This window comes from Paenibacillus sp. YPG26 (assembly GCF_023704175.1).
Taxonomy (GTDB): domain Bacteria; phylum Bacillota; class Bacilli; order Paenibacillales; family Paenibacillaceae; genus Fontibacillus.
Genome location: NZ_CP084530.1, coordinates 1,481,411 through 1,502,016, shown reverse-complemented (window position 1 = coordinate 1,502,016; position 20,606 = coordinate 1,481,411). Strand labels below are relative to the sequence as shown.

Here is a 20,606-nt window from a genome sequence, read left to right as displayed (position 1 = left end):
TATAGTATAGTCAAATTAACGTCAAATCAGGCGCCTTACTCCTGATGATTATGCTCTGCCTCAGACTCACTGCCCATGTAAATACGAATTGTAGACCCTCGCTCCACCCGTTCTCCAGGCTTGGGAGCTTGATTAATCACATAATTACCGGAACCTGAGCGAGCCAAATTAAAGTTCATATTCAGGTCCTCATACAAATCCTGCACCGAGGCTCCTACGAGATCAGGCACCTCTACAATCGGCTGCTCGCCGTATTTATAGTTCTTGGCAAGCTGGTCTTTGCGCGGTGGAATCTTCATATAATGCAGCGAATCTTCCAGGATGTTCTTAACGATAGGGGCTGCCACTACGCCCCCGAACTGAATACCTTGAGGGTTATCAACAGCTGTATAGACTACAATCTGAGGATCGTCTGCCGGAGCAAATCCTATAAAAGAAACAATATGCTCACTAGACGAGTATCGTCCATTGATGACCTTCTGTGCAGTTCCGGTCTTGCCCCCAACCCGGTATCCATCGATAAAGGCCGGCCGCCCTGTACCAAGGGCAACCACGCTCTCCAACGCGCCGCGGACCTGCTTGGAAGTGCTCTCTGAAATAACCTGTCTGACAAACTGAGGCTCCATCTTCTCCACTACCTGTCCGGTGTCCGGATTCACCCAAGCCTTGCCCACGTGAGGCTTGAACAGCTTGCCTCCGTTAATCGCCGCAGATACGGCTGCCACCTGTTGAATCGGAGTTACCGAGACCCCTTGGCCAAATGCCGTGGTAGCAAGCTCGACAGGTCCTACCTGGGACAGCTTGAACAGAATTCCGTTCTCTTCTCCGCCAAGATCGATACCTGTCTTGCTGCCAAAACCGAAATTCCGGATGTAACTGAACAGGGATTCCTTGCCGAGACGCTGCCCCAACGCTACAAAGCCAGGGTTGCAAGAATTCTCCACCACCTGCAGAAAGGTCTGACTGCCATGCCCGCCTTTCTTCCAGCAGCGGAGCCTCGCACCGCCCACCTTCACATAACCGGGATCGAAGAACCGGTCATTAACGAGATCCACCTGCTTCTCCTCAAGTGCCGCAGCGAGTGTAATGATCTTGAATGTCGATCCGGGTTCATAGGTCATCCAGATCGGCAGATTGCGGTTATACACCTGCGAAGCATATTCCTGATACTGTCCAGGCTCATACCCAGGTCGGCTGGCCATCGCCAGAATCTCCCCGCTCTTGGGATTCATCGCGATAGACCAGGCGCCGTTAGCTTTGTACTTGGCCATTGCCTGGTCAAGCTCCCTCTCCATAATGCTCTGGATATTCTTATCGATGGTCAGCTCCAGATTGAGACCATCCCTCGGTTCAACGTATTTCTCGGAGGAACCTGGCATAATCCGTCCCCCAGCATCGGACAGAAATGAGATGCTTCCATTCATGCCGCTCAGCTTGGCATCATACTTTTTCTCCACACCTGTCAGGCCCTGGTTATCAATCCCCGTGAACCCGAGTATGTGTGCCGCAAGTCCTTCATAAGGATAATACCTTTTGTTATCTTCGGCAATGACAATACCCGGCAGACCCAAATCACGAATTTTCTGAGCCTTCTCCATCGTAATTTTTCGCCCGCCGGGTCGTAGTTTGACAATCAGCTGTCTGGTCTTGATTGCTTTAAGCACTGCCTCTTCATTCATCCCCAGAATGGGAGCCACCTTGTGTGCGGTTGTCTCCGGATTCCTGATCTGGGCGGGAATCGCCATAATTGTTGGCGTTGTAATATTATAAGCGAGTGAAGTGCCATTTCGGTCCAGGACCTCTCCGCGCTTGGCGGAGAATGGGATGTTGCGCCTCCACAAGTCCTCAGCCTCGGCTGACAGTTCATTGCCCTTGCTAAGCTGGACATAAGCCAGCCTGATCACCAATGCACCGAACAGCATACAAAGTATCAAGAGAAGCGAGAAGAGCCTGCGTCTTCTCGTTATCCCGGAAATCTTCATAAATGTTCCTCCTGTTCATCCTCTTGTCCATTGATATCATGAATATTCAGGACAAACAGGGGATAGAACAGGCTATCCGGAATCCTCCTTCGACTTCTTGTCAGAAGGATTGGCAGTACCGCCACTCGCATCCTTGACTGGAGCAGACGGCGGCTGAAGTGTAAGCAGGACGCTTCGCTTCCCGCCTGTCTTTGTCACCTTCTGGCTTGACACATACCCTTCTCCATTCACGGTTACAGACACCTGCATCAGTGTGAGTATCTCCATAGCGTCACGCAGAGACACGCCGGTCAGATCCGGTATCTGCATCGACTTGCTCTCTTCAGTCAGAAGGAATACGCGCTGCGCGGAGGACATCATCGTTCCGGCCTTAGGATACTGACTGATTATTTTGCTGCCCTTGCCCAGCGTCTCGAAGGATATCCCTTTCTTCGTCAGACTGCTCTTGGCATCCCGAAGCTGCAATCCCTTGAGGTCTGGCGCAGCTGTCATCGTCTCGCTGTGCTCGTCCGCCGCCGTATTGGATTTGGGCACTCCCATATACTCCAGAGACTGGCTTACAATCTTCTTGAACACAGGTGCGGCAGCCGCTCCGCCGCTCAATTCCGAATCCTGGGGTTCATCAATCACAACCAGAACCAGGATCTTCGGATCGTTAACCGGCGCATAACCAATGAAAGAAATCACCTGCTTCGTATAGTCATACCCAGCCTGACCATTGGTCTTCGGTTTCACCGCGGTGCCCGTCTTCCCAGCTACACGGTAGCCAGGAATATACGCATTCTTGCCCGTACCAATTTTCTTGTCAGAGACAACCTGCTCGAGGTAGCTTCCAACCTCCTTGGCTTTCTCGGGAGAAATGACCTGCCGAACCACTTTCGGCTGGGTGATCTGAGGCGCGCCCGAAGGCGGATTAATCTCTTTGATAATATGAGGCTCAAGCAGCTTGCCTCCATTGGCCACAGCGGCAACTGCAGCAACCTGCTGAATCGGGGTCACGGTAATCCCGTGTCCATAGGTCGTGGTCGCATACTCAATGTCACGCTGCGGATGAACGACACCTTTTGCTTCCCCGGACAGCTCAATCCCTGTCTTGCTGCCAAATCCGAAGTTCTTGATGTAATTCAGCAGCCTCTCCTTGCCAAGCATCTCATATCCCAGCTTAACAAAAGCCACGTTACTCGAATGCTTAACGCCTTGAAGATAAGTCAGCTGCCCCCAGCCATCGCGCTTCACATCATAGAGAGGGGTCCGGTATCCCGGAATCTTGATACGTCCCGACATGTAGGTAGCGTTCGGGTTGAACAACCCTTCCTGCACCGCACCCGCCAAAGTTACAATCTTGAAGGTCGATCCCGGCTCATAGGTTGAGGCCAGCGCATGATTCCGGAAGTTGTCCTTATAGTCTTCCTTCCAGTATTCATTCGGGTTGAACGTTGGCACGTTAGCCATGCCCAGAATCTCCATCGTGTTCGGATCAGCCGCAATGACAGTCATACTGATTGGCTTCAGCTTGGCAAAAGCCTCTTTCATCGCATCCTCGATAAATAACTGTATGTTATCGTCAATCGTCAGCTTGATATTGCTTCCATCCTTAGGAGGCAAGTACTTTTCCTCTGCTTTGGTCAGCTTGACGCCCTTCCGGTCACTTTCATATTTGATAGATCCGTCAATTCCATGCAGAAGATCATCATACTTTTTCTCCAGGCCTGTTATAGCAGCCCCTTCCCGGTTGGTGTAACCCAGGATATGAGCGGCAAGAGTTTCTTTTGGGTAATACCTCTTCTGATCTTCAATGAAGGTGATTCCAGAAGAAGAAACCTTAGGTTTGTGGTTTTTTTGAATCTGATCTGACAGAGCCTCAACTTTACCCTTCAGCTCCTGATCAATCTTCCATCCTTCATTTCGAACCTCAACCTGGTCGAAATTCTCTCCATTTTTGTTCTTAGAGTGGAGTAATGCCTTAATCTCACTTTCCGGCTTGTTCAGCAGCTTGCTCAGTCCCTGGACAACCTCGTCCTCCAGCCCGTTTTTCAAAATCACTTTTGGCTGAAGGGCTACAGTATAAGCGGGTGCGTTAATGGCCAAAGCGTCTCCATTCCGGTCGGTAATCTCGCCGCGCACAGCCGGAATTTTCTGGTCCCGGGACCAATAGTTATCTTTGCCGTATGCTTCCCAGAAGGAGCCTTGGACAATTTGCAGCCAGAAGACTTTACCTATAATTACAAGAAAAAAGAGGGTAACGAGTCCCCCTATAAGTAGTGTCCGAAGTTTTATTCTCTTGTCCATCTCTCAAGCCCTCATCTTTATCGGTTAATTCCGGGCTGTCTTCGTCCCGGATATATCCTTCCCGCCAGTAGAAGCACTTCCATTAGGGTCATTCTCACGGATACCAGGCTGCTCATAGCCAAGCACGTTAATAGCGTAATCGCGAACTCCTTGCTCCAGCTGCTGCTTTTTCACTTCCAGATCCGACATGTCCTGCTTTGCTTGTATGATTTCTTTATCGATTTGATGAACCTGATATTTCAGGTTATAGACTGCAGCATTCTGCCAAATCAGCAGACTCGCGATCACCACACAGAAGATAACTGTACAAATATACAGCAGCTTCTCGCCTACTGGCAGTGGCGCGCGTCTTGTAACAACCTTGGTCGTTTCTTTGTACTTCGGTAATGCTTGTCCCCGTCCGGACGTTTTCTCTTTGACTGCCAGGTTACCCCGTGTGTAGGCCATATCAGGTTTCCTCCGCTATAGATTGCAATTTCTCCGCTACGCGCAGTTTGGCTGAGCGCGCCCGGGGATTATGAGCCAGTTCTTCTTCCGAAGGAACCAGCGGCTTCCGGTTAATCAATTTGAGCGTTCCCTTCCCTCCGCATACACACATCGGGAAGTCCGTAGGACAGGTACATTTCTCTAAATACCCTGCAAAAATCTGCTTGCAGATCCGGTCTTCCAGTGAGTGGAACGTAATCACTGAAATCCGGCCGCCGGCAGCTGTACATCGTACAGCCTGATGAAGCCCGTCCTCGAATGCGCCCAGTTCATCATTCACGGCAATTCGAAGGGCCTGGAAGCTTCGCTTCGCGGGATGCCCTCCGGTTCTGCGTGCCGCAGCAGGAATACCCAGCTTAATCAATTCAACAAGCTGGCCTGTTGTCTCAACAGGTGTCTCCTGTCTGCTGTCAACGATGAACTTGGCGATACGCCTTGAGAACTTCTCTTCCCCGTATTGGAACAATACCCGGGCGATCTCCTTCTCCGGCCATTCATTAATAATCTCTCGTGCGGTCAGATCCGATGAACGGTCCATTCGCATGTCGAGCGGCGCATCTGCATTATAGCTGAATCCGCGTTCACCCTCATCGAACTGAGGGGAGGATACACCAAGATCATACAGAATGCCGTCTACCTGCGGAATTCCTCCTTGCTTAGGAACCCACTCGATCTCTCTTAGCTTCTCTTCCATGTAACGAAAATTGCTCTTCACCAAGGTGAGCCGTTCTCCGTATTCAGATAACTTCTCTTTGGCGTTCGCGTGAGCCCAATCATCCTGATCAAAGGCGATCAATCTGCCTTCAGGCCCAAGCTTTGATAGAATCACCGAGCTGTGGCCTCCGCCACCTAAGGTGCAGTCCACATAAATGCCGTCTGGCTTGATGCGCAGCCCTTCTGTCGCCTCTTCCTTGAGTACCGTGATGTGATGAAACAAGCTGCCGCCCCCCAGACATTAAAATTAATTTCTTATTTTTACTTTTATAATTCGAAATTGAAATCAACCAGCTTCTCCGCAATCTCGTTGAACGTATCCTCCGATTGCTCGAAGTAATGTTCCCACGTATCACGGCTCCATATTTCTACCCGATTGGATACCCCAATCACGACACAATCCTTCTCAAGCTTTGCATACTGCCGGAGAGTAGCCGGTAAATTTACCCTTCCCTGCTTGTCCCATTCACATTCAGTAGCCCCGGAGAAAAAAAAGCGGGTAAAAGCGCGTGCATCTGACTTCATAAGCGGCAGTGCTTTGAGCTTCTGCTCCATAACTCCCCATTCATCCTGAGGATATACGAACAGACACTGGTCAAGCCCGCGGGTAACAACAAAAGAAGCTCCCAGAAGTTCGCGGAACTTAGCCGGTATGATGATCCGGCCTTTGTCATCAATGCTATGCTGATATTCTCCCATAAACATTGGATGCGCTCACTCCTTACCTCTTTCCCCCACTTTACACCACTTTACACCACTTATAAATAATACTTATTCTTCGTCCTATTGTAAACTCCTTCTCTGCAAGCACAAAAATTTATTGGTAAATTGCGGTACAAAGGCCATTAAATACAGAACTCCCTTCCTGTTCACACAGGAAGGGAGTTCTGTATCATATTTATTTCCAGCTATCCAGATAAGCCTTCTGTTCCTCACTTAAGGTATCAATCTGAATCCCCAAGCTGTCCAGCTTGTACCGGGCAACCTGCTCATCAAGCTCGTATGGGACATTAACTACCGCGCTGCCAATTTCCTTATAATGGTCATTCACATATTTCAGGGATAAGGCCTGCAGAGCAAATGTGGTATCCATGATCTCGGCAGGGTGACCGTCCGCCGCGCCAAGATTAACCAGTCTTCCTTCTGCAATCAAATACACCTTGCGTCCGTCCGCGAACTTGTATTCCTCAATATTCTTCCGGACTGTGCGAACAGATACTGCGCGCTCTGCTAGCTCTGGCTTGTTAACCTCAACATCGAAATGTCCAGCATTGGACAGAATCGCGCCATCCTTGATCACATCGTAATGTTCACCCCGAATAACTGAATTGTTACCAGTCACGGTGATGAAGAAATCCCCAACTTTAGCCGCTTCGATCATAGGCAGAACATCGAACCCGTCCATATGGGCTTCGACTGCACGGATTGCGTCCACCTCAGTAACCACCACTTTGGCTCCAAGACCCTTCGCACGCATCGCCACGCCTTTACCACACCAGCCGTATCCAACAACGACAACCGTCTTGCCTGCTACAACAAGGTTGGTCGTGCGAATCAAGCCATCCCATGCCGATTGGCCGGTGCCATAACGGTTATCGAACAGATACTTACAATAAGCATCGTTCACGGCAACCATCGGGAATTTCAATGTTCCCTCTTTCTCAAGTGCCTTGAGACGAATGATGCCCGTAGTGGTCTCTTCTGCGCCGCCGCGGATCGTCTCCAGCAGATCTGGACGCTCCCCGTGCAGAATGGAGGCGAAATCACTGCCGTCATCGATAATCAGATCCGGCTTGGTCTCCAGAGCTTTCACAATCAGCTGCTTGAACTCCACCGGGTCCGGGTTGTATTTGGCAAATACCGTGATTCCATCCTCCACCAGAGCCGCGCAGACATCATCCTGCGTTGATAGCGGATTGCTTCCCGTAATGGTAACCTCCGCGCCTCCAGCCTGAACGACTTTAGCAAGATAAGCCGTCTTCGCCTCCAGATGCAGGCAGATGGACACCTTCAAGCCTTTAAACGGCTGCTCAACCTCAAATTGCTTGCGCACCCGGTTAAGAACTGGCATATGCGCCTCTACCCAATCGATCTTCAGATGTCCTTCAGCAGCCAGTGCAAGATCCGTAATAATACTGTTCTGAATTGCTTGTGTACTCATCATCTGATACCTCCAATATTTTTTATGTTGAAGAACAATCCTACATTTCTACAATTCGGTGTCCGCCCGTTATTTCGTATGGAATTTGCAGCAAGTCATGAATCAGGCCGTGTCCGTACTTGTTCAAGTAATAGAACACATTCAGGACCCTCTCCTGCGGTTTGTCGTTAGGGAACAAAGTAACGCCAATACGTTCCCACTGCTTCAAGGCCGTCTCATGCGCCTCTTCTAATGCACCTTGGGTCCGCTTGCGCAAAAATTCAATCTGTTCCTTAATCTTCTCTTTGTTGGCGGCGCCAAGCTTCAGCAGTCCCCGCCTAACTGTTCCAATCTCTTCAATCAAGGGCTCATACAAAGCTTCGAAGGCTTGGATGACCTCATCGAAACGGTGATCCACGTCCATTTCCACCTGCCCTGCGAGCCAGGCCTCTCTCTTCTCCGCCAGCCCTTCTTTGACATCTCCGAAAGATAATTCATATTTCGCCATGTACTTCTGTATGGTTGCATCGGTCAGGGTGAATGACATTCTCGGCAGCAGAAGCGGCATCTGCAGACCCAGCGCTGCAAAAGCTCTTCCAGTAAGACCCCAGTATGCAATTTCTCCCGCACCCAGCACAGTTCCCAGAACCGGCAGAATGGAATCCTGCATGAGTGGACGGGTCAACACGTTATTGCTGAAGCGGTCAGGATGTAGACGTACCTCCTCCAGAAGCTCATCACGGCTAAAGGATACCAAGCCTTTTCGATCCTCAAATCTGCCCTCCCGCTTGAACAGAAGCAGTCGTTCTCCTTCATGTATGTAAAAAAGGTTAGCTCCATCTTCCGCCACTTCCGCCTGTGCGCCGAAGCCGAGACTCTCCATCTGATCCGCTGACTCCCGGTAGGCCCGTCCTAGTTCGTCGTTGTTCAGAATCATCTGTTCAAAGACTGGCTGTTCGACTTCCCGAAGCTCCTTGTCCGAGGAATCCAGCAGAATCAGACCATACTGTCCGAACCACTTTCCGAGCAGCTTGGCAAAAAACCCGGTCAGCGTATTCGATTCTGCAGCAGCATCTCTCAAGCTCTGGAGAAGCTCCGTTTTGTGTTCGCTATCCTGCAGCACATCTGTGAGCTTCTGAATTACCCCGTTCCACGCATCCTGACTAACCTCGGTCTGTCCAACCTGGCTTCGTCTGTCATCATTCTTATGGACACGAATCCGGTTAACCTCAAGCTCCCGGGTCAGCACATACGCATGGTTGGCTTCCTCCCAGTCGTGGTCTTCCCCGGCAATCCAGAATACGGGAACTACAGGCCTATTCAGCTTCCTGGATGCATGAGCAGCAGCCTGGATGACCGTAATTGCCTTGTAGATGACAAGCATCGGGCCGGTAAATAATCCGGATTGCTGGCCTCCTGTCACTACATACGTCTCCGGCTTCTCCAGCAGATCGAGCGCGGCAGATACCTCTGGAGAAGGGTTATGCAGGGCGTTATAGCGACGAAGCCGCTCTACAACCGCCTTCCGCTTCACCCGGGTCCCCTCTGTCCGTCTCAGCCAATCTGCCCGATTAACCCAGCTTGAATCCAGTCTAGCGTCACTTGTATATAACTGCTGCACAGCAGCATAGTCCGAGACCAGCGCTTCAGCCAGCGGCTGCTGCGATGGAAGCGGCTCAGATATGAAATTCATAAGGTGTGATCCTCCTGTCTGTAGCCCAACTAACCTTATTTGATTGTACTCAATCTCAAGCTCCTCCGTCAAAAGAAAACAGAAAAACCGCCGGCTGTGGTCATGCCACTGTCCTGTTACACAGTGGTATGACCCTTCGGCGGTCAGTTCTATGAAAGGGGCATGGCAACCCAGTGTCCCTTGGTTACTTCCACAAGAGCAGAGTTATCCAGGCCATATATATCGCCGGACGCCGCCCCGTCTTTTGCAGAGTGAATCGGCCCTGAACTCTGGTCATTCAGCAGAATGCGGGGCTTGCTTGCCTCGATCTCCGGATCCGGTACAGGAATCGCCGAGAGCAGCGTTTTGGTATACGGATGCATGGGATTCGCATACAGCTCTTCACTCTCAGCAAGCTCTACTACCTTGCCCAGATACATGACAGCCACCCGGTTGCTGATATGCTTCACCATCGACAAGTCATGGGCGATGAACAAATAAGTCAGACCCAGCTTCTTCTGGAGATCCTGAAGCAGATTGACCACCTGGGCCTGGATGGACACATCCAGTGCCGAGATCGGTTCATCACAAATAATGAATTTGGGATTCACCGCAAGCGCGCGGGCTATACCAATCCGCTGACGCTGTCCGCCTGAGAATTCGTGCGGGTACCGCGTCGCATGGTCAGGATTCAGTCCGACCATATCCAGCAGCTCCTCAACACGCTTTTTACGTTCCTTCCGGCTTCCGGCCATGTTGTGGATGTCCAGCGCTTCGCCAATGATATCCGTTACCGTGAAGCGCGGATTGAGCGAGGCGTACGGATCCTGGAAGATCATCTGCATATCGCGGCGCATGGCCTTCATTTTACCTGGTGACAGCTTGTAAATATCGGTTCCACCGAACCGGACACTTCCTGCTGTAGGCTCGTACAGACGTAGAATCGTACGTCCGGCGGTGGACTTGCCGCAGCCCGATTCCCCGACCACGCCAAGCGTCTCTCCTTCATTAATGGAGAAGCTGATATCGTCCACAGCCTTCAGGACGTTGCCTCTGCCAAGATTGAAATATTTCTTCAGACCTTCTACCTCAATTAACGGCTTGCTCATGAAGATTGCACCTCCTGTGCCATCGGATGCTGCAGCCAGCAGCGGGACATATGCGTGTCACTCAAATGGGTCGGAGCCGGGTCGATACGCTCGCACACCTTCATGGCATGATCACAACGGGCCGCGAAGGGGCATCCCACCGGCGGCTTGATCAGATCCGGCGGCGTACCTATGATAGGGACAAGCGGCTCATCCTTGCGCTGATCAATCCTTGGAAGCGAGCGCAGCAGGCCTCTAGTGTACGGGTGCTGGGGATTCTTGAAGATCTCCATGCTTGTGCCTGTCTCAACGACTTCACCCGCGTACATGACGATCACCCGGTCCGCCATCCCGGCCACAACACCAAGGTCATGGGTAATCATAATGATCGAGGTGCCGAACTTCCTCTGCATATCTTTCATCACATTAATGATCTGAGCCTGTATAGTCACGTCCAGTGCCGTAGTTGGCTCATCCGCAATCAGCAGCGAAGGATTACAGGCTAGAGCAATCGCGATCATGACCCGCTGACGCATACCTCCTGAGAATTCGTGCGGATACTGATCGAAGCGCGCCTCGGCATTCTTGATACCGACCAGCTTCAGCATTTCAATTCCACGGGCCTTCGCCTCAGACAAAGAAAGATTCTGGTGCTTGATCAAGCCTTCGGTAATTTGTCTGCCTACTTTAATCGTCGGATTAAGCGAGGTCATCGGGTCCTGAAAGATCATTCCAATGTCTCTGCCTCGTATGGCTTCCATCTGTTTGTTCGTCTTGCCAAGCAGGTCCTGCCCATTAAAAATAACCTGTCCCTGCTTAATCTTGGACGGAGGCGAAGGGATCAACCGCATAATGGTCTGGGCGGTCACACTCTTCCCGCTTCCTGACTCTCCGACAATCGCCACCGTCTCCCCTTTGCCTACCGTGAAATTCACGCCCCGGACAGCCTTGACCTCGCCTCCGCGAACAGAAAAGGACACGTGAAGGTCATTTACTTCTAGAATTGGCTCCATCCGAATCTCACCTCCTATTTCTTGAGTTTAGGGTCCAGCGCATCACGCAGACCGTCACCAACTATGTTAAATGCGAGCATCGTCAAACTGATTAATAGAGCGGGGAACAGCATCCGCCAAGGATACAGCATCCATCCTGACAGCGAGGAGCTGATCATTGAACCGAGTGAGGCTATAGGCTCTTGTACGCCGAGACCCAAATAACTCAGGAACGCTTCCGAGAATATCGCATTTGGTACGGACAGCGTCAGGGTAACGATAATCGGTCCCATCGCATTAGGAAGCAGATGACGGAATAGCAGACGGCCTGAGCCTGCTCCCATGGAACGTGAAGCCAGTACGTACTCCCGGTTCTTGAGCTGCATCATCTCACCGCGGACAATCCAGGACATATTAATCCAGCCTGTAATCGTAAGGGCCAGAATGATCGTGCCGAGACTCGGCTCGAATACTACGAGAAGCAGAATCGTAACCAGCAGATAAGGAATCGAATAGAGGATTTCGGCAAATTTATTCATAATTTCATCCACTCGTCCGCCGAAATACCCCATAATGCCACCGTATATAACACCAATCATAAGGTCAATTAAAGCTGCTGCCAGACCGACAACCAGCGAGATCCGGGCCCCCATCCAGGTACGCACGAACATGTCACGTCCCAGATCGTCTGTACCGAACCAGTGAACCGAGTTCGGGGGCTTGTTGGTATTCATCAGATCATTGGTCTGGTAATCAAAACTGGAGATCATGGGACCAATCACAGCCATAATGACCACCAAAGCCATAACAATCAGGCCTGCCATCGCGAGCTTATTAGAACGAAGCCGTTCCCAGGAATCCCGCCAGGCCGAGAGGCTTTCGCGCTGAATCACTTCGGATTGCTTCTCATCCACACCGATCTTCCGGAAATCTTCCGGAGTCAGGTTGGCGGCTGAGCCCTGTGGTATCAATTCATTTTTCACACCCAAGGTTAGCCCTCCTTTCTGTTCGTCAGTTTGATTCTTGGATCCACTAACACATAAGCAATATCAGTCAAGAAACGGGCTAGCATCAAGATAACGCCATAGAAAATGGTTACGCCCATTATCAAGGTATAGTCCCGGTTACTGATGCTTGAGACAAAGACCTTACCCAGACCGCCGATGCCGAAGATCTGTTCAATTACGACAGACCCTGTAATAATATTGGCTGTCATCGGGCCCAGGTACGTGATCACGGGTAGAATTCCGTTACGAACGACGTGCCTAAATAGAATGGTTATCCAGTTAAGCCCCTTGGCTCTGGCTGTCTTGATATAGTCCGCATGAAGCACTTCAAGCATGCTCGAGCGGGTCAACCGGGCGATGAACGCAATCGGCTGTGCAGCTAGAGCGGCCACAGGCAGAACATAGTCGAGAGGGCCATTCATGCCCATGACGTTGAAGATCCCTGCCTTCTGAGCCAAGACGAACTGCAGCATCGAGGCAACCACAAAGCTGGGAACTGCTATCCCCAGTACTGCAAGGACCATAGCCACATTATCAATCAGTCTCCGGTGATAGAGTGCAGCAATAAGACCCAGCAGCACACCTACAATTAGAGCCACCACAATTGCAACCAAGCCGAGCTTCAGGGAAGCGCCGAATGTATCCGTGATCAGCGCTGTCACCTCTTTATTCTGCATCTTCATAGATATCCCGAAGTCACCTTGGGCGATATTCTTCAAATACTGTCCATACTGTACGATGACCGGCTTATCCAGGCCGTACTGCTCCATCAGGCGCTCCCTAATTTGTGGCGGCACCTGCTTCTCTGACATGAACGGGTTACCCGGAATCGCCTTCATCAAGAAGAAGGTTGCCGTCACGAGAATGAGCAAAGAGACTAACATATATAAAAATTTACTTGAAATATACCGAACCATAGTGCCTTTCACCCCAATCTGTCTGTGTTGTCCATTACCTCTATAACTTCTCCAAAGAAAACAAGATATGGAAAAAGCGCCTTTACACAAAAAATCGGGATATATACGGAGGATCGGTCCTCACATATACACCCCGAAGCAATCATCCTGTTACAGAAGATTACTATTAGTGCTCCAACAGTTTTACACGTGTAATATCAAGCTGGCCCGCATAGTCAAGAATAACGTCTTTTACGTATGGCTTAACAAGCTGAATGTTCGTGTAGTAGTAGATCGGAAGAATAACCTGGTTGTCCTTGATCAGGATATCCTCGGCCTTCTTCATTGCTGCGTTGCGCGCTTTGTTGTCATTGCTGGAGTATGCTTCTTGTACCAGCTTGTCGTATTCCGCATTCTTGAAGCCTGTATCATTGTTGCCGCTGTTCGAAGTGAACAGGTCGATGAACGTCATTGGATCATCATAATCCGCTCCGAAGCCGGCGCGTGCGACTTGATAGTTCAAATTGCGGCGGTTCTGCAGGAACACGCCCCACTCCTGATTCTGAATTGTAACCTCAGCGCCAAGATTCTGCTTCCACATATCCGCGATAGCCAAAGCCAGCTTCTTATGGTTGTCATTCGTGTTATAGATCAGGGTAATCTTAGGAAGCTTGGTAAGACCAGATTCCTTAAGCCCCTCTGCAAGAAGCGTCTTCGCTTCATTCACATCTTCATTGCCATAAGCGGAATCCGCATTTTCTGCACGGTACTCTTTGTCTACCCCTTTGATACCTGGAGGTACGAGACCAAATGCCGGGATCTGGTTAGCCAAGGTCACATTCTCGATCAAGGCTTTACGGTTAATGGCTTTTGTGAAAGCTTGGCGGATCTTGACATTATCAAATGGCTGTGTTGTTACATTGAACAGGTAGTAATAAGTGGATGCAATCCCCTTAATCGTAAGTTCATTCGGAACCTCTGATTTGAGAGAAGCGATCTGATCGGTAGGAATCTCACCGATAGGCTGTCCTGCAAGATCAAGCTGGCCGCTCTTGTAACTGCTTACTTCCGTAGCTGCCTGGTCTACAATTGAAGCCGTAATTTTATTTAAAGTTATGCTCTTGGCATCCCAATATTTATCGTTCTTATCTACTTCAAGCGCCTGCCCGGTTGTCCAGGTGGTTAACTTGAAAGGTCCGTTAGAGATCAGCGTGCTTGGATCAGCAGCCCATTTCGCATTGTCCTTGGCAGATTGATGAACCGGATAGTAAGTTGTGAATGAGGTAAGACCCAGGAAATACGGAGTCTCATTCGCAAGCGTTACTTTCAATGTCTTGTCATCAACCGCCTTCACACCAACCTGGTTCGCGTCCGTAATCTTCTTCTCATTGTAAGCTTGGGCATTCTTGATGTAATACAATTGATATGCATACGGAGGAGCCGGAACTGTGGCTGGATCAAGCACCCGTTTCCACGCGAATTCGAAGTCTTTGGCGGTTACAGGATCCCCATTGCTCCATTTTGCATCGGAACGAAGGTGGAAGGTATATTCCTTGCCATTTTGTTCCCATTTCTCAGCAATACCTGGAACGACGTTGCCGTCTTTATCCTTGCGTGTCAAACCTTCAAACAATGTTCGAAGTACCGCACTGGATACGTTGTCCTGCGATTGAGCCGGATCCAGCGTAGGCGGTTCGGAGGCCAGATTGATATGGAACGTCTGATCTGCTGCAAGCTTTGTGCTCTGGGTTCCTGTGCTGCCTTGGTTGGAAGAACCAGAATTACCATTTTTCTGACAGGCGGCTAGGACTGTGCTCAAAGCAAGAACTAGCGTTACAAGAACCAATAATTTCTTTCTGTTCATCTAGCTGTCTCCCTTACGATGTTGGTATGTGTGTTCTCGATTATACAACCATCGGTCAAAAAAACATAATGGGAATTCCTGCCTCAAGCATCCCTTGAAATAAAACAAAAAGCATAGTTCTTATCGAAATATGCTTATGTATACTGGAATCAAGATGCTATTACAGTACTGAATATTCAGTTAGATTAACACAATTATAAACACACTAACTGGTAATCAATTACATCTTGTTCCGAGTTAATGAATTAAGTATGCCTCTTTTAAACCCTAAATATGTATGGTGAAAAACCAATAATTACAAACAAGATATAGGCAAATCCAGCACCGAGAAAAGCCAGACGCCACACCGCACGAACCAGTCTTTTGACATCCACCTTTCCTTTCATCCGGTTCTGGGCCCCTCCAATCAGGCCTCCAATGATCAGAAGCAGAAGCAAAATGAAATAGAAGCCAAATCCTGACACAAAGATCTGATTGAACAAGGCGGAGACAGACAAAATGAGAAAGACAGTGGTCACGTCGACGGCCAGCAGCAAGGATTTCCTTCTATCCCTCCTTCCATTCCAGAAATAATGGATTCCATAGACGAGTAGAAACGGAACAAAGGGCAGGGCACTGAAAAAGACAAACGGAGCGAGCAGCAGATTCACACCTTCCACCTCCACAAAATTTGAGCTTGCTCTCAGGTTAAAGCTTGGAGTTCCCATCAGGGTGGGCCAACATAGCCGAGACCAGACGCCAGACCCTCTCATGTGCCGGGACCTTGATCTCTTTCTTATGGGCCATCTTCACAAGCTGACCGTTGATGCTGTTCACTTCAGTGACTTGTCCTGCCAGAACATCCTTCAGCATAGAAGACATGTTGTGCGCCGTAGAACGGCATACCGCGAAGACCTGATCCTTGATATCCGCGTCATACGAAATTCCATAGTGATTATAAATGTCAAGAGTCTCCTCGATTAGCTCAATCAGAAGGGCTCTCCGCTCCTCACTAGCGAGCAGCTCTCCATTACGAATTCTCAGCAGGGCAGTTAACGGGTTAATAGCTGCATTGATCAGGAGTTTGCGGTAAATTTCCTTATCGATGTCATTCGACAACACGGCGGGAAATCCTGCCATAGTTAAGCTGACAGCTAAATTTTCAGCCTTATCCAGCCAAAGACCCGCTTTCTCATGAATTCCCGTTAGACCTAACCTGGTCTGTCCTTCTCCCGAGCGGTAGACCGTACAGTCCCCCTCCTTCCGGGCCCCCTCTGTTGTTAATGCCGCTAGAATATGCTGTCCGCCCAAGGCTTCACTAAGCCGTTCAATGTGGCCTACTCCGTTCTGAAAACAGATGATATCTGTTCCCTCCCCGCGCAGTACTGCCAGATGACGATGCAGGCGCTCATCCATATGACGCTGCTTTGTTGTTACAAGAATCCAATCCGCATTGGTTCTGTCAATCTTCTGGCAATCTAACTCTCTGCTGCTCTCCACAAGAAAGCGGCCGGCAGGCGCAAATACCTCTTGTCCCTCACTCATGATCAGACGGATTCCGTCTCTGCCGAGTGCTTCCGCCTGTTCGGCTGTGCGTGTCCAGATCCGCACATCTTCTCCGGCGGCAACTAATGCCGCCCCGAACATCAAGCCCAGGGCTCCGGCGCCCATAATCTCCACTTTCATCCTTCTTCCCTCACTTTGTCAGGGTCTATTTATATATCTTTATACCATAAAAAAATCCCCGACCTAAAGGCCGGGAATACATTCTATTCTATAACACACCTGCGCTATTCAATACGCTCAAGATTTCCATTCGCATCCATTTTGAAGCGGGATTTCGATTCCTCATCTTCCTCATTGAGAAATGCAAGACGGCGCGCGCGGTCCATGATCTGAATCAACGCCTTATAATCGTCATTGACTACCCGGTAGTCTGTCTGCACTTCATTTACTTGTAGAGACAATCTCCGATTCTCTTCTCTTAACGACGCTAGCTCTTCTTCCTTATCCCGGATTTTCTTCTCCAAAGATCTCATATGACGGCTGCTTTCTTGAACTGTGTTCTTCCATTGTCTCAAGAAACGAATCACCGCATCGATAGAAAGGGTCTCTTCGGTAACGCCTTCACTCTTGTACAGTCCTTCTTCCAGATCTACCGATGCAAGGGATGCCATACTGCCTCCACCCATTAGTGGAGATTGTTTTTTCAAATAGTTTCTTTTTTGGCGCTGTGCTTTCGCAATTTGAATAGCGGCTTCATATTTTTTACGGACACAGCTGTTCCATCTAAATCCGCAAGCGGCAGGGGTCCTGGCAATCTTCTCCCCAACCTCCTCAAATGCGGTAAGCTGTGTGCTTCCCTCACGAATATGGCGCAGCGTGACCTCGGCCAAAATCAAGTCATCCTCTGCGCTCCATGCATCCTGTCTTACTGCTGTCATGCGATACGAACCCTCCTAACGACATCCTGATATAACCGTCTTCATTAACCCGGCTTACCCCGGTAGTTGAATAAGGTAAAAAAGCTGCTTAATTCATTCCTATGCCTCTCGTAGAGTTCATAGAATCTATTTGATACTAAAATGTATTTCCAAAAATCTAGCTTGTCATACCTTATGAGCCTGATAAGACAAACTCTTATTTAATCACACTTCTCGTTTACACACCCATTCATTCCGGGTATAATGTAGTTAATTAAATGAGGTCGCTTACATACATACGAAAGGGGGATAAATCATGGCACGCATGTTCCGGGTGCTTGGTTTCTTCACATTAGCCATCGGGCTTATGGCTTTTGCCGGCAACTTGATTGAAATGGCCCTGCTGTTCTTCTTGCAAACTGCTTTTTTTGTTATTTTCGGATATTTGAAATTCACGGAGAGAACATATATTCTGCTCTTCTGGGGATACATGATCGTCACATTTACCGGCTTTAGCTATTGGACGGTATTCAAGATGGGCCTGCCGCTATAAATCGGCTAGGTCCTCAACCAACTAAAGGTGATTCGGCTGTTGCCGGATCACCTTTTCTCGTTAAAGTTCATCTATTATGAATGGGATTAACATATAATCATATATGCTGCATGAAGCTAGTTCGCATGGAAGTTAATTAAGGAGAGGATTTCATTGTTACGCCGTTGTATATTTAGCTGCATCCTTCTCATACTATGCACCGCTCTTATTCTCTTTCCAGGCCGTATTTATGCGGAAGATCCTATATCTGAGGAGACTCGGAAGCTTCTGGAGAAGAGCCTGTCTATCGTAGAGATCGACCGGGAGATCAAGAAGACGGAACAACTGGAGGCGGAGGCCGAGTCCAAGCTGGACGTGCTCTCCGGGGAACTTGATTCCAAGCAGGCAGAGATCTCGGCCAGGCAATCCCAGACTGATGAACGCATTCGTGCCTACTATATGGGCGAGAGAGAGGATTTGCTTGGAGCACTTCTGTCTACTGAGAGCATCGGTGATTTCATCTCCGTACTGGACATTATTGATATGATATTTGAGAGGGATCATGAGATCCTGGATGACTATCAGAAGGCCTATCGAAGCCTTGCGGATACCAGAGACAAGCAGAATCAATTACTCGCCGAGCTTACAGAGCTCAAGCATAACCTGCTGCTTCAGCGTGATCGCGTTATGGATCTTCAGGCAAGTGTGAACAGCTCGCTCAAAGGCAGCTCCGAGGCAGAGAAACTCAAAGCGCTTATGGAAGAGATGAATGCCTACTGGAATAACGTCGGTCTATTTGAGGTTAGACGCCATTTCAAGGCATTGGCTGAAGCTATGGTCAATCTGCCCGAATTCTTGAAGAATAACGGGAACAGCATTACGGCTTCGGGTACCAACTATACGATCTCGATCAAGCAGGAAGATCTGAACACGTTCCTCAGGGCCGAGAACGAAATATTCAATCAATTCGCCTTCACGTTTGAAGACGGCAAGATTATTGCAGAGGGGCAGCAAGGCTCGTTGCAGCTAAGGGTTGAAGGTCACTATACCATTGAGAATGAGCCGCAGAACTCTATCCGGTTCCATGTGGACCAATTAATTTTCAACGGACTCCAACTGCCTGACACCACCCGTCAGGAGCTTGAGGACGATTTCGACCTTGGATTCTATCCTAAATTAATCATCCCTCTGGTGGAAGCCAGCGAAGTTACACTGCAACAGGGACTTCTTGTTATAAAATTAAAGCTCGCCCTCTAGGGGCGAGCTGCGTGACCGATATGTTCAAATGAGGCCATAAAAGATTTCAGACTTCCGGTGCCTGCTAAATACTTCGCGGCATCAGAAGATAACTTGTTAAGGTATGCCGGCAATCTGGCATCAACCGGTACAATGCCTACCCGGCCTCTATCTTGAATGGCAGAGACCCATTCCCCTATTCCTTTGAGATCAGGCTGATTGTATAGAGTCTTCAAGGTTGGAAGCTTGCCTCCCTCGCGGTAGGCGGCCGCCTGCTGTCTGGACGAAGTGATCTCCGAAATCCAGGCATTCGCGGTCTTCGCATTCCTGCTCTGCGCAGATAAGCAGAAGCTTCTTCCTTCAAGCCATAACATGGGCACACCGCGCTCCTGCGAAGGCTGCTCCATCTTCAGCCCTGGTCTTAGCTTCTCACCAAATGCGGACGCTTTGGTTACATAGAAAAGAATCTCTCCCCGCTCCAGCCGCTTCCAGATACGCTCTTCTCCGGCCTCATCTCCTGCCGACACATAGAACTTGGATTTCATCTCCTGGATTCGCAAGAAGGCCGCCCTCATATCAGATGTCAGCCGGAAGTCGTGATTCTTACCATTGTCCTGATCTGCACCCATTCTCCACAATAGCGAGATCGCCGCATAGGCATCACTCGGGTCTAATGCAGCCAGGTAAGGGATATGCTTGTTCTTGTTGAAGCTTCCGATAAGCGCCGACCATTCGCCTGAGCTCTTGGGAAGCTGGGTATAACCCAGTTCCTGAAGCCTTGCCGGATGATAGACAACAACATAGGGATCATAGTCCTTCGGCACCCCCCATACATAACCGTTCCAAGTCGTCTGACTGAGTGAAGTGCTCAGCGAATCGGCACCCGCCTGTCCCGAATTATAAGCTTCAACAGGCAGCAGAAAGCCCGAGGAGGCGAACTCCCGTATCCAGGCATTGTCCAGAAGCAGAACATCAGGGGCTTCTCCCATCTCCATGCTGCTCTTAAAGCTGTGGTATGCATCTTTCTCGGGTATATTAACAAGCTCTACTTGTACACGATGCTCTTTCATAAAGGCTTGATTTATTTGATTCAGACGATTAAATTCATCGGGCGCCATAGATGCGGCAACCTTAATCCTGCCCGCCTCTTTCTCAGTCCTTGGCTTGGGCTGAGGAGCATAGCTGGCCCCCTCCTGCCGATCAGACCGGGTCAGTGCAGAATCCTCACCAGGAGACAGGCTGATTAAGGCCAACAGCAGGACGGCAAAAAGCACCCATTGGTTTTTGTGCTTCACAACCTGATCTC

General features: G+C 49.6%; 18 protein-coding genes. 2 read left to right on the top strand and 16 right to left on the bottom strand.

Annotated features, from left to right (window positions below):
- Positions 1-35 precede the first annotated feature (35 nt).
- The 15 genes from LDO05_RS06905 to LDO05_RS06835 form a co-directional block, all read right to left on the bottom strand.
- A complete protein-coding gene (locus tag LDO05_RS06905; protein ID WP_251378124.1) occupies positions 36-1,982 on the bottom strand; it encodes a stage V sporulation protein D in 1,947 nt (648 codons plus the stop codon).
- Between the two features lie 72 nt (positions 1,983-2,054).
- Positions 2,055-4,271 carry a penicillin-binding transpeptidase domain-containing protein gene (locus LDO05_RS06900; RefSeq protein WP_251378123.1) on the bottom strand — a complete coding sequence of 739 codons (2,217 nt, stop codon included), beginning with the start codon at positions 4,269-4,271 and terminating at the stop codon, positions 2,055-2,057.
- A gap of 24 nt (positions 4,272-4,295) precedes the next feature.
- Positions 4,296-4,718 (bottom strand): FtsB/FtsL family cell division protein, encoded by a 423-nt coding sequence (locus LDO05_RS06895; RefSeq protein WP_251378122.1) that lies wholly within the window; start codon positions 4,716-4,718, stop codon positions 4,296-4,298.
- A gap of 1 nt (position 4,719) precedes the next feature.
- Positions 4,720-5,694, bottom strand: coding sequence for a 16S rRNA (cytosine(1402)-N(4))-methyltransferase RsmH (rsmH, locus tag LDO05_RS06890; RefSeq protein ID WP_251378121.1), 975 nt, complete (start codon positions 5,692-5,694; stop codon positions 4,720-4,722).
- Between the two features lie 44 nt (positions 5,695-5,738).
- Positions 5,739-6,176: a division/cell wall cluster transcriptional repressor MraZ gene (gene mraZ, locus LDO05_RS06885; protein ID WP_251378120.1), complete on the bottom strand. Its 438-nt coding sequence runs from the start codon at positions 6,174-6,176 to the stop codon at positions 5,739-5,741.
- 193 nt (positions 6,177-6,369) lie between these two features.
- Positions 6,370-7,632, bottom strand: coding sequence for an adenosylhomocysteinase (locus LDO05_RS06880; protein ID WP_251378640.1), 1,263 nt, complete (start codon positions 7,630-7,632; stop codon positions 6,370-6,372).
- Between the two features lie 40 nt (positions 7,633-7,672).
- The gene (gene bshC / locus LDO05_RS06875; RefSeq protein ID WP_251378119.1) at positions 7,673-9,304 is read right to left on the bottom strand and encodes a bacillithiol biosynthesis cysteine-adding enzyme BshC; all 1,632 of its coding nucleotides are present in this window, start codon (positions 9,302-9,304) and stop codon (positions 7,673-7,675) included.
- 149 nt (positions 9,305-9,453) lie between these two features.
- The gene (locus LDO05_RS06870) at positions 9,454-10,392 is read right to left on the bottom strand and encodes an ABC transporter ATP-binding protein (protein ID WP_251378118.1); all 939 of its coding nucleotides are present in this window, start codon (positions 10,390-10,392) and stop codon (positions 9,454-9,456) included.
- Positions 10,389-11,384, bottom strand: a complete 996-nt coding sequence (locus LDO05_RS06865) for an ABC transporter ATP-binding protein (RefSeq protein WP_251378117.1) — start codon at positions 11,382-11,384, stop codon at positions 10,389-10,391. The genes LDO05_RS06870 and LDO05_RS06865 overlap by 4 nt, the downstream gene beginning before the upstream one ends.
- Before the next feature lie 14 nt (positions 11,385-11,398).
- Complete coding sequence (locus tag LDO05_RS06860) at positions 11,399-12,346, bottom strand: ABC transporter permease (RefSeq protein WP_276575588.1); 948 nt, start codon at positions 12,344-12,346, stop codon at positions 11,399-11,401.
- 8 nt (positions 12,347-12,354) lie between these two features.
- On the bottom strand, positions 12,355-13,287 hold the full coding sequence (locus LDO05_RS06855; protein ID WP_251378116.1) for an ABC transporter permease: 933 nt from the start codon (positions 13,285-13,287) through the stop codon (positions 12,355-12,357).
- Between the two features lie 166 nt (positions 13,288-13,453).
- On the bottom strand, positions 13,454-15,130 hold the full coding sequence (locus LDO05_RS06850; RefSeq protein ID WP_251378115.1) for a peptide ABC transporter substrate-binding protein: 1,677 nt from the start codon (positions 15,128-15,130) through the stop codon (positions 13,454-13,456).
- Positions 15,131-15,390: 260 nt separating this feature from the next.
- Positions 15,391-15,837 carry a DUF3397 domain-containing protein gene (locus tag LDO05_RS06845; RefSeq protein WP_481857024.1) on the bottom strand — a complete coding sequence of 149 codons (447 nt, stop codon included), beginning with the start codon at positions 15,835-15,837 and terminating at the stop codon, positions 15,391-15,393.
- Positions 15,818-16,795 (bottom strand): ketopantoate reductase family protein, encoded by a 978-nt coding sequence (locus LDO05_RS06840; RefSeq protein ID WP_251378114.1) that lies wholly within the window; start codon positions 16,793-16,795, stop codon positions 15,818-15,820. Before LDO05_RS06840 ends, LDO05_RS06845 begins: the two co-directional genes overlap by 20 nt.
- A 104-nt stretch (positions 16,796-16,899) precedes the next feature.
- Positions 16,900-17,553 carry an RsfA family transcriptional regulator gene (locus LDO05_RS06835; protein ID WP_251378113.1) on the bottom strand — a complete coding sequence of 218 codons (654 nt, stop codon included), beginning with the start codon at positions 17,551-17,553 and terminating at the stop codon, positions 16,900-16,902.
- Positions 17,554-17,848: 295 nt separating this feature from the next.
- Between LDO05_RS06835 and LDO05_RS06830 the strand changes: the two genes are divergently transcribed.
- Positions 17,849-18,085, top strand: coding sequence for a DUF2626 family protein (locus LDO05_RS06830; protein WP_251378112.1), 237 nt, complete (start codon positions 17,849-17,851; stop codon positions 18,083-18,085).
- Between the two features lie 153 nt (positions 18,086-18,238).
- Complete coding sequence (locus tag LDO05_RS06825) at positions 18,239-19,321, top strand: coiled-coil domain-containing protein (RefSeq protein ID WP_251378111.1); 1,083 nt, start codon at positions 18,239-18,241, stop codon at positions 19,319-19,321.
- On the opposite strand, the gene LDO05_RS06820 is transcribed toward LDO05_RS06825, so the two are convergent.
- Complete coding sequence (locus tag LDO05_RS06820) at positions 19,318-20,595, bottom strand: extracellular solute-binding protein (RefSeq protein ID WP_251378110.1); 1,278 nt, start codon at positions 20,593-20,595, stop codon at positions 19,318-19,320. The genes LDO05_RS06825 and LDO05_RS06820 overlap by 4 nt on opposite strands.
- Between the last annotated feature and the right edge of the window lie 11 nt (positions 20,596-20,606).

Bases quoted from the DNA above. Each gene is read 5' to 3' on its own strand.
- LDO05_RS06840 (WP_251378114.1), bottom strand. From the start codon at position 16,795: ATGAAAGTGGAGATTATGGGCGCCGGAGCCCTGGGCTTGATGTTCGGG.
- LDO05_RS06850 (WP_251378115.1), bottom strand. From the start codon at position 15,130: ATGAACAGAAAGAAATTATTGGTTCTTGTAACGCTAGTTCTTGCTTTG.
- LDO05_RS06895 (WP_251378122.1), bottom strand. From the start codon at position 4,718: ATGGCCTACACACGGGGTAACCTGGCAGTCAAAGAGAAAACGTCCGGA.
- LDO05_RS06845 (WP_481857024.1), bottom strand. From the start codon at position 15,837: ATGGGAACTCCAAGCTTTAACCTGAGAGCAAGCTCAAATTTTGTGGAG.
- LDO05_RS06870 (WP_251378118.1), bottom strand. From the start codon at position 10,392: ATGAGCAAGCCGTTAATTGAGGTAGAAGGTCTGAAGAAATATTTCAAT.
- LDO05_RS06905 (WP_251378124.1), bottom strand. From the start codon at position 1,982: ATGAAGATTTCCGGGATAACGAGAAGACGCAGGCTCTTCTCGCTTCTC.
- LDO05_RS06855 (WP_251378116.1), bottom strand. From the start codon at position 13,287: ATGGTTCGGTATATTTCAAGTAAATTTTTATATATGTTAGTCTCTTTG.
- LDO05_RS06865 (WP_251378117.1), bottom strand. From the start codon at position 11,384: ATGGAGCCAATTCTAGAAGTAAATGACCTTCACGTGTCCTTTTCTGTT.
- bshC (WP_251378119.1), bottom strand. From the start codon at position 9,304: ATGAATTTCATATCTGAGCCGCTTCCATCGCAGCAGCCGCTGGCTGAA.
- LDO05_RS06830 (WP_251378112.1), top strand. From the start codon at position 17,849: ATGGCACGCATGTTCCGGGTGCTTGGTTTCTTCACATTAGCCATCGGG.
- mraZ (WP_251378120.1), bottom strand. From the start codon at position 6,176: ATGTTTATGGGAGAATATCAGCATAGCATTGATGACAAAGGCCGGATC.
- LDO05_RS06900 (WP_251378123.1), bottom strand. From the start codon at position 4,271: ATGGACAAGAGAATAAAACTTCGGACACTACTTATAGGGGGACTCGTT.
- LDO05_RS06835 (WP_251378113.1), bottom strand. From the start codon at position 17,553: ATGACAGCAGTAAGACAGGATGCATGGAGCGCAGAGGATGACTTGATT.
- LDO05_RS06880 (WP_251378640.1), bottom strand. From the start codon at position 7,632: ATGAGTACACAAGCAATTCAGAACAGTATTATTACGGATCTTGCACTG.